Consider the following 14605-nt stretch of genomic DNA (forward strand, 5'->3'; position numbering starts at 1 on the left):
TTAGTCAAATTTTTATCTTTGGAATTAAAGAGTAAAACGTCCCTTGCTTTAATAGTCATAGAAATGACGGAAGTTTACAGTAATAATAGCTACTAATTGGCAATAATTCATACTTATTTAATAGTTCAATATAAAATCAATGCAGAATACCATTTTAAGATCATTCGTTTTTTTAATGCTGTCGACACTTTGTCTTTCGGCTCAAACCAACCAAAAAATATACGATGTTATCGATGCCGTTTCCGAAGAACGTTTAGAAAGCGATGTCAAGACTTTAGTGGAGTTTGGTACGCGTCATACGCTAAGTGATACGGTTTCTGAAACTAGAGGTATTGGGGCAGCAAGGCGATGGGTAAAAAAAGAGTTTGAGTCCATTTCTAGTGATTGTAATAATTGCCTGAATGTGTTTTATCAAAAAAACAAGGTGGAGAAAGATGATAATAGTCGCATTACTAGAGATGTCATGGTCGTTAATGTTGTGGCTGTTCAGAAGGGCACCAAATACCCTAACCGTTATATTATAATGAGTGGCGATATTGACTCTCGTGTTTCAGACCCAAATGATTTTACGTCAGATGCTCCCGGGGCAAATGATAACGCTACTGGAATGGCCGGTACAATGGAAGCTGCTCGAGTGCTATCTCAATATCAATTTGAAAATAGCATTGTATATATAGGGCTTTCAGGAGAAGAACAAGGGTTATATGGCGGAAAAGGTCTTGCTGAGTATGCTAAAGAAAGTAATTGGGAAATTATTGGTGTGCTTAATAATGACATGATTGGAAATATTAAAGGCGTTGATGGCGTAATTGATAATAGAACATTTAGGATTTTCTCAGAGCCTGTGCCTCCAACCGAAACCGAACAACAGCGAAATGCGAGACGTTTTTACGGTGGCGAAGTCGATGGGATATCGAGACAATTAGCACGTTACGTTCATAAAACTACAGAAACGTACATGCCAGAAATGAACCCTATGATGGTGTACAGATTAGATCGATTTGGACGTGGTGGGCACCATAGACCTTTTAACGATGCTGGTTTCTCCGGCATCCGAATTATGGAAGCTCACGAGAACTATACACAACAACATCAAGATATTCGCACTGAAAATGGTATTGATTATGGAGATACGTTTGAACACGTCAATTTTTCATATGTAAAAAAATTGACTGCGGTTAATGCCATTGCAATGGCGAGTATAGCATCTGCACCTCCAGCGCCATCAGAAGTGGCTATCGGCGGGATTGTTGAGCCCTCGGCTAAATTAAAATGGACTCCCGTAGAGGGAGCAAAAGGGTATAAAATTTATTGGCGAGATACTACGTCTCCAACTTGGGATTATAGTAGATATGTAGAAGATGTAAATGAATTTACTTTAGAAGGCATTGTTATCGATAATTTCTTTTTTGGAGTGGCTTCTGTTGGTGAGGACGGCTTTGAAAGTGTAGTTGTGTTTCCAAATGCTATTTTGAAGTAGAATTATGCGCTACTTAATATTTATTATAGTCTTGGGCTTCGTTTTCTCATGTTCTGATAAACTTAAAACACCAAACTACATAATTTTTAATCAAATTGATGATTCTATTAATATTTCAGCAATAAATGAGCTGCACGCACCTTATCAAATAGCTGTAGAAAATGAAAATGGTGATTTGGGTAAGACCTTTGTTCTTAATCCAAACGATACTGTATTGCTATCAAAAATTAATTCAAAAGTAATGGATACACTCCAAATTTTGAAAACGTTTAAATTTAAAACAGCGTATGGCAATCCAGAATTAATAGCTTACGACTCACTCTATAGTTATCAACCCCCTTTTTCTCGTGGTAAATCGTATAAAATTTTACAAGGTAACAGCACCAATTTCACTCATAACACTGATTTTTCTAAATACGCATTAGATTTCAAAATTCCAATTGGTGATACCATCTGTGCGGCAAGAGAAGGATTTGTTGTAGGAGTTGTATCACACAATTACAAACAAGGCACCAATGCATCTTACCGAGATTTTGCCAATTACATTACTATGTATCACAACGATGGCACTTTTAGCCAATATGTACATTTAGATACTAATGGAGCACTCATTGAAGTTAACGATTTTGTTGAGGTGGGTGAACCTATAGCAATTTCGGGTCATACGGGTTGGTCAACTGAGCCTCATTTACATTTTGCAGTATTTAAAAGTGAACCTTTTAAATTTGTTTCGATACCCTTTGTTTTAGATTCTAAAAAAAGCACCGATTTTATAAAATGGGAAATTGTTAAAAATGATTGAGGAGTTATATTTTAAAACGGATGAACATTGGCGCGATTGGCTCCATCAAAATCATAAGTTATACAAGGGTGTCTATTTGATTTTCTATAAGGTTGATCATGATAAAGATTCCATGCGCTGGGAGGAGGCTGTAAAAGTAGCCTTATGCTATGGTTGGATCGATTCTACTGTAAAAGGTTTGGGTAATGGTAAACGTCGACAATATTTCTGTCCCAGAAAACCCAAAAGTGCGTGGAGCGCTTTAAACAAAAGTTACATTGATGAACTGACGGATAAGGGTTTAATTCAAGAAAGTGGATCGAGAGCAATTCAAGTAGCTAAAGAAAACGGGAGTTGGAAAGCTCTTGATGATGTTGAAAATGGGATTATTCCAAAGGATCTACAATTGGCCTTTAATAAGAATCTGATCGCGTTTGAAAATTATACCAATTTTTCAACCTCTTATCGAAAGAGCTATTTGTATTGGTTAAATCAAGCAAAAAGAGAAACGACTCGACAATCACGCATTGTAGAAATAATACGCCTTTGTGAACAAAATAAAAAGACACGATAAGTATTTGAAATGATGAAGAGTGACCGTTTTAGTGTAGGATTATTAGACCAACATCATCTTTATGTGCCATCAGAGATTGTTGAGGTTTTTCCGAAGGAAAAGAGAAATCGCTTTAAGGTTAAATTTCAGCACCAAGATAAGTCTCTAGAAGTCTATGCGGCTTTACGCAAGGATAAAAATACTGGTGATTATAGGATGATGTTCAGTAAGGGCAATCAAGCAAAATTAGGCTTATTTCAAAATGATTATTTTGAAATGCAATTAATTGAAGATACCTCGAAATACGGCGTGGAAATGCCAGAAGAATTAGATGAGGTGTTTAAGACAGACGTAGAGGCTTTCAGGATTTTTGAATCGTTCACTGCAGGAAAAAAGCGCAGTATTATCTATACGATTATTAGAATCAAGAATTCTCAAAAGCGAATTGATAAGGCACTACTGCTCTGTGAGAATCTTAAAAAAGGAATCACCGATCAACGTACATTGTTTAAGCCACAATAATTGCAGAATTTATAACATAAAAAAAAGGGAGGCCGCATGGCTTCCCTTTTTTAGTTATTTAGATGCCACTTATGTAGCTGCCATAAGGGTCTTTAAACTGAATGCCTTCTGTAAATCTGTATTTGCTCAGTTGTTTGAATTCCACTAGGGCCCATAACACAAACTCTTTTACAAAATAGCTGTCTTCTCTTTTAAGATTTGGCTGATGTGCTGCCAATAAATCGTTTAATGGAGATACAGCATCCAATAAAGCCTTATACTCTTTATCTCTTAGATCATCTAAAATTTCGAAACCGTCTTGTTGGTTAAAAAACCACGAGATGATATCGTCGTAAGGCGTTTCATCGGTATCCTTTTTGAGTTTTTCAATCTTCGGAAAAAATTCTGGGAAAAGGCTCTTCACAGCTTCGCCGATAAGATTGTAAGCCACCATAGCAGCACCCTCTTGTTCACCTTCATACACCAATTCTACTTTACCTGTGATGGATGGAATGATCCCAACAAAATCGCTTAAGCGTAATGTTGTGGTGTCATCTCCAGCTCTTAAAGCTCTCCGCTCTGCAGTACTCAATAAATTCTCTAATGCGGTAATGCTTAGTCGCGCACTAACCCCACTTTTGGCATCAATAAATTCACTGTCCCTAGCCTCAAAAACAATTTGCTCTAATAAGTCTCTTGCTAAATCTGGAACCAATATCGCACTTTTTTGAGCTTCAACGGTTTTTGCCTCTTGCTCAGTGATGAGTCGAGCTGTTTCAATGTCTGTAGGATAATGAGTTAAAATCTGACTCCCAATTCTATCTTTTAAAGGGGTAACAATGCTACCTCTATTGGTGTAATCTTCTGGATTGGCTGTAAATATAAATTGAACATCTAGAGGTAATCTTAGTTTAAAGCCTCTAATTTGAATATCGCCTTCTTGTAAAATGTTGAACAGTGCCACTTGAATTCTTGCCTGTAAATCAGGAAGTTCATTAATTACAAATATACATCGATTGGCCCTTGGGATCATCCCGTAATGAATTACCCGATCGTCGGCATAACTCAATTTAAGATTAGCAGCTTTTATAGGGTCTACGTCGCCAATAAGGTCGGCAACAGTAACATCTGGAGTTGCTAATTTTTCAGCAAAACGTTCGCTTCTATGCAGCCAAGCAATAGGCGTTTTATCTCCCTCTTCTGCAATGCGTTCTTTGGCAAATCTTGAGATGGGCTGTAAGGGGTCATCGTTAATTTCTGAACCATCAACATAGGGAATATACTCATCTAAAAGGTTGAGCATCAAACGTGCTAAACGTGTTTTTGCTTGACCACGAAGACCTAATAAATTAATGTTATGTCTTGATAAGATGGCGCGCTCCAGTTCAGGGATTACGGTATTTTCATAGCCATGTACCCCTTCAAAGGTTGCTTCTTTATTTTTTATTTTCTGAATCAAGTTATCTCGCAATTCATCCTTAATAGATTTTGATTGATATCCTGATGCTTTTAATTCAGCTAATGTATTTATATGATCTATTTTCATTTTCTAATTTTTCTTTTGTAGTGATTCTTTTATACTGAATCTATTTTTATCCTTTAATCCTCTTTTTTCTATTGGTCTCATAATCTTCAAATATCATTTCACCCAAACCTTTAAGACCAGTATAGAAGGCTTTACCTTGGTTTGCCCGAGTGAATTCCTGTACAAATTGCATCAAATATCGATCTTGGGCAATCATAAAGGTGGTTATGGGAATATGCAATTTTCTGGCTTGGCCTGCCATTGCATAACATTTATTGGTGATGTATGGATTTAGGCCATTGCTATCTTTGTAATATTGCCCGTCTGGCATTCGCAAACAGCTAGGTTTACCATCCGTAATCATAAAAATCTGCTTGTTTGTATTTCGCTTTCTTCTCAATAAATCCATTGCCAATTGCAATCCAGCAACCGTATTGGTGTGGTATGGGCCAACTTTGAGATAAGGTAAATCCTTGATTTCAATCTGCCACGAGTCGTTTCCGAAGACAATAATATCCAAAGTGTCTTTAGGATAGCGTGTTGTGATCAACTCGGCGAGCGCCATCGCTACTTTTTTAGCAGGCGTGATACGATCTTCACCATAGAGAATCATACTATGGCTAATGTCAATCATCAGCACCGTACTCATTTGAGACTTGTGTAAGGTGTCTTCTACAACGAGGTCATCTTCAGTAAGATTGAAATCGCCAATGCCATGATTAATTTGAGCATTTCTCAAACTTTCGGTCATGGACACTTTATCTAGGGCATCACCAAATTGATAGTTTTTAAAATCACCGGTATGCTCATCGCCAATACCTGTGCTTTTACTTTTATGGTTGCCTTGACCACTGCGTTTGATTTTTCCGAAGATATGCTCTAGCGCTTGTTGCCGTATCGCTCTTTCGGTTTTGGCTGTAATGGCCATGCCGTTTCCATTACCATCAGGATCAATTTCTTCTTTGATGTATCCTTTTTGCTTAAGGTCTTCAATAAAATCGTCTATGGTATATTCTGCTGTTGTGAGCTCATATTCCTTATCTAATTGACGGAGCCAATCAATAGCTTCATCAAAATCGCCAGAAGTATGGGTAATCAGTTCCTTGAAAATTTCAAATAATTTATCAAAAGGAGACAGATTAGGCGCTTCGTAAGGTTTAAATACAAAGCCCTTTTTTTGTGGGTTTTCTTTTTTCATTGCCTTATAAAATTACGACTAATTTCCTTCGGAATAAAAGGCATTAACATCAAATTTAAGAATCCAGTTATAAGTTTTGTTTATCTTTAGATCAAATAAACTCATCAAGAATGAAAAACCAACTATTAGCAATGCTTCTTCTGGCATCTTTTTCGCTTTTTGCACAAGACATTTCATTAGATCTTTTAAAAAACAAAACACCTCGTAATATTGGCCCTGGTGGCATGTCTGGCCGTGTTACTTCTATAGATGTTGTACACTCTAATCCTGACATCATGTATGCGGGTACGGCATCTGGCGGACTATGGAAAAGTGAATCTGGCGGCATTACTTGGAAACCTATTTTTGAAGAACAGGTAACCGCCTCTATTGGTGCGGTGGCCATTCAGCAATCTAATCCAAGTGTGATCTGGGTAGGGACGGGAGAAGGCAACCCAAGAAACTCTTTAAATGGCGGTTTTGGCATTTACAAATCCCTAGATGGTGGCAAAAGCTGGAACTCTATGGGATTACAAAATACCAGACACATCCATCGCGTAGTGATAGACCCTACCAATCCAGATGTTGTTTATGCTGCAGCAATTGGCTCCCCTTGGGGAGAACATCCTGAAAGAGGTGTTTTTAAGACTGTTGATGGGGGGAAGACTTGGGAGAAAATACTGTTTGCTAATAACAAAACCGGAGCAGCAGATTTGGTTATGGACCCGAGCAATCCAAATAAACTTATTGCGGCGCTTTGGGAACATCAACGAGAACCATGGTTTTTTAAATCTGGTGGAGAAGGTTCAGGACTGCATATGACCCACGATGGCGGTAAAACTTGGAAAAAAATTAAGGAAACAGATGGTTTTCCTAAAGGAGAGCTCGGTCGTATTGGTGTGGCCATAGCGCCGAGTGACCCTAAAATAGTCTATGCACTCGTAGAAGCTAAGAAAAATGCACTTTACAAAAGTGAGGATGGTGGTTTTAATTGGAAAAAAATTAACGATAAGGAGGATATTGGCAATCGGCCTTTTTATTATTCTGAAATTTATGTAGATCCGCAAAATGAAAATCGCGTGTATTCTGTGTTCACTTATATCAACGTGTCTGAAGATGGCGGAAAAAACTTTACCCAGTTGATGCCGGCCTATGGTGTAAGTAATGGAGTGCACCCCGATCATCATGCGTGGTGGATACACCCCACCGATGGTACCTTTATGATTGATGGCAATGATGGCGGCCTAAACATCACTCATGATCGAGGGAAGACATGGCGATTTATAGGCAATCTACCCGTAGCACAGTTTTATCACATCAATGTTGATAATGAGATTCCATACAATGTTTATGGCGGCATGCAGGACAATGGGTCTTGGCGCGGCCCTGCATACATTTGGCGTTCTCAGGGCATTAGAAATAGCTATTGGCAAGAAATTAGTTTTGGTGACGGATTTGACGTCGTGCCAGATAAGGATGATTCGAGATACGGCTGGTCCATGAGTCAGCAAGGCTACGTAAGCAGGTACGATTGGCAAACCGGTAATAATTATGGGGTAAAACCAACCCATCCCGACCCTAATGTAGCCTTGCGTTTTAATTGGAACTCAGCCATTAATAGCGACCCGTTTGATACGAGTACCATTTACTTCGGAAGTCAGTTTGTTCATAAATCTACAGATAAAGGCGAAACCTGGGACATTATTTCTCCAGACCTCACAACCAACGACCCTGAAAAACAAAAGCAATCTGAAAGCGGCGGACTCACCATGGATGCCACGGGAGCAGAAAATTATACCACCATTTTAGTAATTGAGCCTTCACCAGTAGAGAAGGACATGCTTTGGGTAGGCACCGATGACGGTAAAATTCATTACACCACCAATGGCGGAAACAGTTGGAATGATGTTTCTAAAAACATCAAAGACTTGTCTGAAGGTAGCTGGATTGTTCAAATAAAAGCGTCTCATACAAACAAGGGAGAGGCCTTGCTCATTGCCAATGATTATAGAAAGTTTAATTATACACCATACGCTTATCGAACCAAAAATTACGGAAAGACTTGGGATCGTATTGTAGATGCTGAAGATGTTGAGAGCTACGCGCTTTGTATTATTGAAGATCCTATGGAGCCCAATTTGATGTTTTTAGGCACTGATGATGGGCTTTATGTATCCTTCAACGCAGGACAAAAATGGACGAAATGGACCAATGGGTTCCCAACAGTATCGGTTAAGGATTTGGTGATTCATCCAAGAGAACATGATTTGGTTATTGGTACCTTCGGAAGAGCTGCTTGGGTTTTAGATGATATTAGACCATTAAGAGCATTTGCAAAAGATCATAACCTCATAACCTCTAAATTAAAGTTATTTGAGCCGCCAACGGCGTATCAAGCCGCTTATCAAGAACCTACAGGCAGTCGTTTTGGAGCTGATGCTATGTATCATGGTGAGAACAGAGGTTACGGTGCCCAATTCTCCTATTATGTAAAAATTGATGAATCAAATCCAATTTCCGAAGAGAACGATGATAACGATTCTGAATCTGAAGAGGATCTAGAAGCGGATGAAGATAAAGAAGCAGTTATAGATGAGATCAGTGAGAATGTGGTGAAATGGGATTCGCTGTATTTAAAAATTTATGATCAAGACCGTCTTATAAGGACTTTGAAGACTAAGGCTCCAGACTCTACCGGTCTTTTTAAATGGACCTGGTACATGGATGAGACTGGTGTAGATCGGCCTTCAAGACGAATAAGAAAAAGAACCACTGAGCCTGGTGGCGTCTCTGTGTTGCCTGGGACTTACAAAGCTGTTTTAAGCTTTGGAGATCAAACTTCCGAAGAATTTATAGAGGTCAAGTCCGATCCTAGATTAGAGGTTTCTACCGAAAATTTAAAGGCTGTATATACCGCAATGAAGCAACTTGAGGAGATGCAGGAAACTGCAGCGCAGGCAGTAGAACAGTTAGTGGAGAATAAAACGATAGCGGTAGATTATCAAAAGCGATTAAAAGACTTAGATAAAACTGTTTATAAAGATGAGATTAAAGCATCTTCGGAAATTGTAAAACAACTGGACAGTCTTATCGATACCTTTTTAGGTAAGGAAGACAAGCGTCAAGGTATTACTAGAAATCCAGAAGTAACGCCCATGGAGTTACTTGGGCAGGCTAGGGGATATGTGAGTTCAAGGCAAAACGGAATGACAGAAACAGAAACAACTTTGATAAAAAATGCAAAAGTCTCACTTGAAGAAGCGCTAAAAGCTACAAATGATTTTTTTAAAACCGAATGGCAAGCATATCGTAATGATATGAGTGCGTTACAGCTGAGTGCGTTTAAGGAAATTAAAATGTTTGAAATCGATTAGTCAAACGTAAGATCTGGTCTTAAATAAAAAAGCTCGTGATTTCGTCACGAGCTTTTTTTATATTTAAAATTCTAGATTATTTATCAATCTTGAATGTCAAAACAGGTATGTTGGAGTGGTTTGCGACATCTTCGGAAATACTTCCGCTAAAGAAATGAGCCAAACCTTTACGCCCGTGAGTAGGTACTGCAATAAGATCTGCGCCAACTAGGTTAGAGAAATTCAGAATTCCTTTTTCTACGGAATAATCTGAAACATAATTAATATCATTTATGCGATCAAGATTGCCGTCTGCTTTTTCAAGAAACTGCGCAACACGCTGCTCTAATTCTGTAGAACTTTTAAACCCTTGCCCTGGGATATTGACGTTAAGTAAGTGAATTTTTGAGCCGAAAATATTGAATAAATTTTGAGCCGCTTTGTAAGCGCTAATACTTTCATCTTTAAAGTCTGAGGCAAAAACAGCGCTCTTAAAATCCATATGAGCTGGTTTTTGTTTAATTACCAAAACAGGAATTTTAGAGTGTCTCACCACTTTTTCGGTATTAGAGCCAACAAAAACTTCTGAAAGTCCGCTTGCACCATGAGATCCCATTACAATAAGATCTGCACTGTGATTTTCAGCCACGTCACTCACTTCGCTAAACACTCTAAAATGCTTCACTATAGGGGTTACGTTAACATCTTTTAAAAAATCTTTTTCTAGAAAAGCATGAAATTTCTGCTCTGCCAATTTCATAAAAAATACGACTTGCTCATTCTGTTGATCTTCTGAGTTGGTCAAACTGTCTTTGTCTATATTGAGCATGTGAAGCGCCAATATTTCAGCATTATGTCGTTTTGCTAGAAGTGCAGCACTCTCTAAAGCATATTCAGAATATTTAGAAAAATCAATAGGTACAATTATTTTCTTCATGGTTGTTATAAGGTTGAGTTTTTGATAAGTTCTTAAGTAAGTCTATTCCTTAGAAACTTCAAAGCATTTAATGAATATTTAACGTAAAGCTGATGTTTAAAATTCTTTGTGTCTATTTTAGAATATGCGTTAACTTTTTTTTTAATAGTGATAGAGAATGAATTAGAATTCTAATAATTTCGGTTCAACTTATTAAATGAGTATATTTCAACTTTAATTAACCACAAAAATCAAAAATTATGAAAAATTATATGTTAGGCGCTGCTTTAGTTGTATTCAGCATGTGTATGAGCTGCAAAAGTGAAAAGAAAGAGAATGCAGATGATATGGATGACATGGAGATGACTGATGAAAAGGACATGGACATGGAAGAAATGGAAGAAGCGAAAACTGTGACTTTTGCTTTAGAATCAAAAAGTGGCAGTAATGTGACTGGTAGCGTAACATTTACAGAAGAAAATGGAGAAGTTATGATGAAGGCAAATCTTACTGGCTTAAGCGAGGGAGAACATGCCATTCATATTCATGAAAAAGCAGATTGTTCTTCAGATGACGGTAAGTCAGCTGGTGGTCATTGGAACCCAACAGGAGCGCCACATGGCAAATGGGGAGATGAAGCAGGATATCATAAAGGTGATATAGGAAATTTCACAGCAAATGCGGAAGGTGTTGCCGAGGTAACTACAACTACAAACGAGTGGTGTCTTGGTTGTGAAGATGATACTAAAAATGTAATGGGTAAAGCCATTATTGTACATGAAGGCGTAGACGATTATACCTCTCAACCTTCTGGTGATGCAGGAAGCCGCGTAAGTTGTGGTGGGATCATTGAATAATTAAAATAAAACACATTAAATGTTGTATAGATGACCTAAGTTCTTAACGGAGTTTAGGTCATTTATAAATTTTACCAAGATTCTATATGCAACTAGAAATTTTAGTTTCAAATTTTCAAAAAAAGGATGAGTCCGCTTTTGAAGTATTATATAACATGTATAGCGATAGTATGCATGGCGTTATCTATAATATTGTAAGAAGTCAAGATATTGCAGAAGAAGTCATGCAAGATGTCTTTATTAAGGCTTGGAATAATTCAAGCAGTTACGATGCATCAAAAGGCCGTTTTTTCACTTGGATTTTGAACATAGCGCGTAATGCGGCTATAGATAAGACTCGTTCTAAGGCCTTTAAGAACTCAGGAAAAAACCTTAACTCAGATTTTTTCGTAGATATTCTTGAAACTAGCGATAGTCTCGACAGCCAAACAGACGCTATAGGAATTAAGAAGTATGTTAAAGCCCTAGGAGAAAAGTGCAAGAGTATTATTGATTATTTATACTTTAAAGGATTTACTCAAAAGGAAACTTCAGAAGAACTCAACATACCTATCGGAACTATAAAAACCAGAAATCGAAATTGCATCAAGCAGTTAAGAACCATGTTAGTGGAATAGAGAAATAATGGATATAAACGCATACATAGAATCGGGAATTTTGGAGCTTTACGTCGCAGGACAACTCAGCGAAAAAGAAAACAAAGAGGTTTACGACCTCATGTTGAAACATCCAGAAATTCTTCAAGAGGTGTTAGAGATTGAAGCTGCTATTGTAAAATTAACAGCGGCGATTTCACCTAGAGCTAATGGTCACATTTTCGGACTTATTAAAAACAAGTTGAAACTTGGCGATAAAGAGGTGAAAGTAGTATCTATAGAGAAATCGAGATACGATTGGGTGACCTATTTGGGCTGGGCTGCGGCTATTATTATTGGAGCTGGCTTGCTATGGAACCTTAATCAAAATCAACAGCTGGAAACTAAAATATCGAATATAAATATTGAAAGGAATTATTTAGAAACCCAACTAGAGGATACCAAGAGTGATCTTGTATCTTCAAAAGAATTACTAAATGCCCTTAGAGATAAAGATATCATTGCCGTTCCTTTAGGAGGTCAAGGTCAATTTGAGAATACCTATGCTAAGGTGTATTGGAATAAAAAAGACAATACCATTTACCTAGATGCACAAGGTCTACCAGATGCTCCTGCCGGTAAAGTTTATCAGTTATGGTCGCTTAAATTAGATCCATTAACCCCTACAAGTTTGGGAACTATCGATACGTTTAACGAAGATGAGAATAAGATCTTCAGTATTGAAAACGCTAACGAGAGTCAGGCCTTTGGTATTACCTTAGAGCCAGAAGGAGGAAGTGATACGCCAACAATGGAGCAGTTATATACGCTTGGTGTGGTTTCACAACCTTAAGTAGACATCTATAATTCTATTATAAAACGTCCAAAGCTAATTCATTGCTTTGGACGTTTTTATTTAAATGGAAATAAAAAAGCCAATTCAAAAATTGAATTGGCTTTCATTGTTTAAAAAAATTGAGTTAGTCTAAAATTTAAAAACAATATTTTTCTTCTTCCTTAACTTTTTCTGCAATCTCTTTACGTAAATCTACAATATCTGGATAGTTTTGATATTTGGTAAAGCGTTTTAACCCCATGAGCATCATACGTTGTTCATCGCCTTCAGCAAAAGAAATAATGCTTTCTTTTCCTTTCTTTTCAACGATGTCAATAGCGTGGTATAGGTAGAGCTTAGACATTGCTATTTGAACAGACTGCGCTTCTTCCCCAAAACGTTTTGCATTTTTTTCAGTTCTCAAAACAGCAGACTCCGCCATATAGATTTCAATCAGAATATCTGCAGCAGCCAAAAGTAATTGTTGGTGTTGCTCTAGATCTGGACCGTATTTTTGCACAGCTCCTCCAGCAACCATTAAAAAAGTCTTCTTGAGTTTCTTGATCATCTCTTTTTCTTCTGAAAATAATTCAGAATAATCAGGAGTGTCAAAAGAAGGTATACCCATCAATTCTTCTTGAACCGCTTGAGCAGGACCCATAAGATCGACATGACCTTTCATCGCTTTTTTAACTAACATCCCTACAGATATCATTCTGTTGATCTCATTAGTGCCTTCGTAAATACGGGCAATACGAGCATCTCTCCAGGCGGCTTCCATAGGTGTGTCTTCAGAAAAGCCCATTCCACCGAAAATCTGGATGCCTTCATCAGCACAATTTTGTACATCTTCAGATACCGCCACTTTTAGTATTGAACACTCAATGGCATATTCTTCTACACCTTTCAACTCAGCCTCTTGATGAGAGTTTCCAGCTTCTTCGCGTAATGTAATACGATCTTCAATATTTTTTGAGGCTCTGTACGTCGCAGATTCTCCTGCATACGCACTAGCAGCCATTTCAGCTAATTTTACTTTTATAGCGCCAAAATCTGAAATTCTAGTTTGAAACTGCTTACGCTCATTAGCATATTTAACAGCTGTAGTTAAGATACGACGTTGTGAATCTAAACAAGCGGCCGCCAATTTAATACGACCGATGTTAAGCGCATTCATTGCAATTTTAAAACCTTCACCGCGCCCTGCTAACATGTTTTCTACAGGTACAACCGTATCATTAAAAAACACTTGACGGGTAGAGGAGGCGCGAATACCCAATTTGTGCTCTTCTTCACCCATGGTGATCCCATTAGAAGGGTCGTTTTCTACAATAAAACCCGTAATATTTTTGTCTTTTTCTAACCGTGCAAATACAATAAACAATTTACAGAAGCCAGCGTTCGAAATCCACATTTTCTGTCCGTTTAAGGTATAGGTTTTACCATCTTCAGAAAGTGCTGCAACCGTTTTTCCTGAGTTGGCATCACTACCAGCACCAGGTTCAGTAAGGCAATAGGCTCCAAACCATTCGCCCGTAGCTAATTTAGGGACGTATTTTTTCTTTTGTTCTTCAGTACCATATAGTGTTATTGGCATTGTACCAATACCCGTATGAGCGCCAAAAGCAGTACTAAAAGATCCAGTACCTGATGAAATGTAATCACAAGTTAATACGGTAGAGACAAAGCCCATTCCAAGACCATCATATTCTTCGGGTACGGCTACACCTAAAAAACCAAGTTCACCAGCTTTACGCATACATTCTTCGGTATACGCGTAGTCTTTTTTCTCAAAGCGCTCACGGTGAGCAATGATTTCTCTTTCATTAAATTCCATGACCGCTTCTTTCATCATGGTTTGTTCTTCTGTGAAATCTTCTGGAGTGAAGACGTCCTGACAGTCTGTTTCTTTCACTAGAAATTGTCCGCCTCGTAATAATTGTTTTTCTGTTGTTGCCATAAGATTTGATAAATTTTTGACAGATAGATTAATGAGTCTAAACTGTAGATTTGTTCTGGTTTCTGATTATATCATGTTTTTGATGGATTCCT

Annotated in this window: 12 protein-coding genes; 8 read left to right on the plus strand and 4 right to left on the minus strand. The window is 37.9% G+C overall.

Annotation, left to right across the window (positions count from 1 at the left end; translation table 11 throughout):
• Positions 1-139: 139 nt before the first annotated feature.
• Genes P176_RS0114465 through P176_RS0114480 form a run of 4 tightly spaced genes read left to right on the plus strand, consistent with a single transcriptional unit; the run spans position 140 to position 3336 of the window.
• Positions 140-1480 (plus strand): M28 family peptidase, encoded by a 1341-nt coding sequence (locus tag P176_RS0114465; protein WP_026755375.1) that lies wholly within the window; start codon positions 140-142, stop codon positions 1478-1480.
• Positions 1481-1484: 4 nt separating this feature from the next.
• Complete coding sequence (locus P176_RS0114470; RefSeq protein ID WP_037348961.1) at positions 1485-2282, plus strand: M23 family metallopeptidase; 798 nt, start codon at positions 1485-1487, stop codon at positions 2280-2282.
• A complete protein-coding gene (locus tag P176_RS0114475; RefSeq protein ID WP_037348962.1) occupies positions 2275-2835 on the plus strand; it encodes a YdeI family protein in 561 nt (186 codons plus the stop codon). The genes P176_RS0114470 and P176_RS0114475 overlap by 8 nt, the downstream gene beginning before the upstream one ends.
• 9 nt (positions 2836-2844) lie before the next feature.
• Positions 2845-3336 carry a YdeI/OmpD-associated family protein gene (locus P176_RS0114480; RefSeq protein WP_231481264.1) on the plus strand — a complete coding sequence of 164 codons (492 nt, stop codon included), beginning with the start codon at positions 2845-2847 and terminating at the stop codon, positions 3334-3336.
• 58 nt (positions 3337-3394) lie between these two features.
• Here P176_RS0114480 and P176_RS0114485 read toward each other — a convergent pair whose 3' ends face one another.
• Positions 3395-4861, minus strand: a complete 1467-nt coding sequence (locus P176_RS0114485; protein WP_026755379.1) for a sigma 54-interacting transcriptional regulator — start codon at positions 4859-4861, stop codon at positions 3395-3397.
• 46 nt (positions 4862-4907) lie between these two features.
• Entirely contained in the window at positions 4908-6038 is a 1131-nt protein-coding gene (locus tag P176_RS0114490; RefSeq protein ID WP_026755380.1) for a VWA domain-containing protein, read from the minus strand.
• A gap of 110 nt (positions 6039-6148) precedes the next feature.
• Between P176_RS0114490 and P176_RS0114495 the strand changes: the two genes are divergently transcribed.
• Positions 6149-9391, plus strand: coding sequence for a hypothetical protein (locus P176_RS0114495; RefSeq protein WP_026755381.1), 3243 nt, complete (start codon positions 6149-6151; stop codon positions 9389-9391).
• Positions 9392-9467: 76 nt separating this feature from the next.
• On the opposite strand, the gene P176_RS0114500 is transcribed toward P176_RS0114495, so the two are convergent.
• A complete protein-coding gene (locus P176_RS0114500; RefSeq protein ID WP_026755382.1) occupies positions 9468-10307 on the minus strand; it encodes a universal stress protein in 840 nt (279 codons plus the stop codon).
• Positions 10308-10546: 239 nt separating this feature from the next.
• Between P176_RS0114500 and P176_RS0114505 the strand changes: the two genes are divergently transcribed.
• The 3 genes from P176_RS0114505 to P176_RS0114515 all read left to right on the plus strand — a co-directional run bounded on the left by P176_RS0114505 (position 10547) and on the right by P176_RS0114515 (position 12571).
• Complete coding sequence (locus P176_RS0114505; RefSeq protein WP_026755383.1) at positions 10547-11143, plus strand: superoxide dismutase family protein; 597 nt, start codon at positions 10547-10549, stop codon at positions 11141-11143.
• An 86-nt stretch (positions 11144-11229) separates the two neighbouring features.
• Positions 11230-11760 carry an RNA polymerase sigma factor gene (locus P176_RS0114510; RefSeq protein WP_026755384.1) on the plus strand — a complete coding sequence of 177 codons (531 nt, stop codon included), beginning with the start codon at positions 11230-11232 and terminating at the stop codon, positions 11758-11760.
• Between the two features lie 7 nt (positions 11761-11767).
• Positions 11768-12571, plus strand: a complete 804-nt coding sequence (locus P176_RS0114515; protein WP_026755385.1) for an anti-sigma factor domain-containing protein — start codon at positions 11768-11770, stop codon at positions 12569-12571.
• Between the two features lie 139 nt (positions 12572-12710).
• Here P176_RS0114515 and P176_RS0114520 read toward each other — a convergent pair whose 3' ends face one another.
• The gene (locus P176_RS0114520; RefSeq protein WP_026755386.1) at positions 12711-14513 is read right to left on the minus strand and encodes an acyl-CoA dehydrogenase family protein; all 1803 of its coding nucleotides are present in this window, start codon (positions 14511-14513) and stop codon (positions 12711-12713) included.
• Positions 14514-14605: the final 92 nt, after the last annotated feature.

The sequence above is a fragment of the Sediminibacter sp. Hel_I_10 genome (genome assembly GCF_000688335.1).
GTDB lineage: Bacteria > Bacteroidota > Bacteroidia > Flavobacteriales > Flavobacteriaceae > Psychroserpens.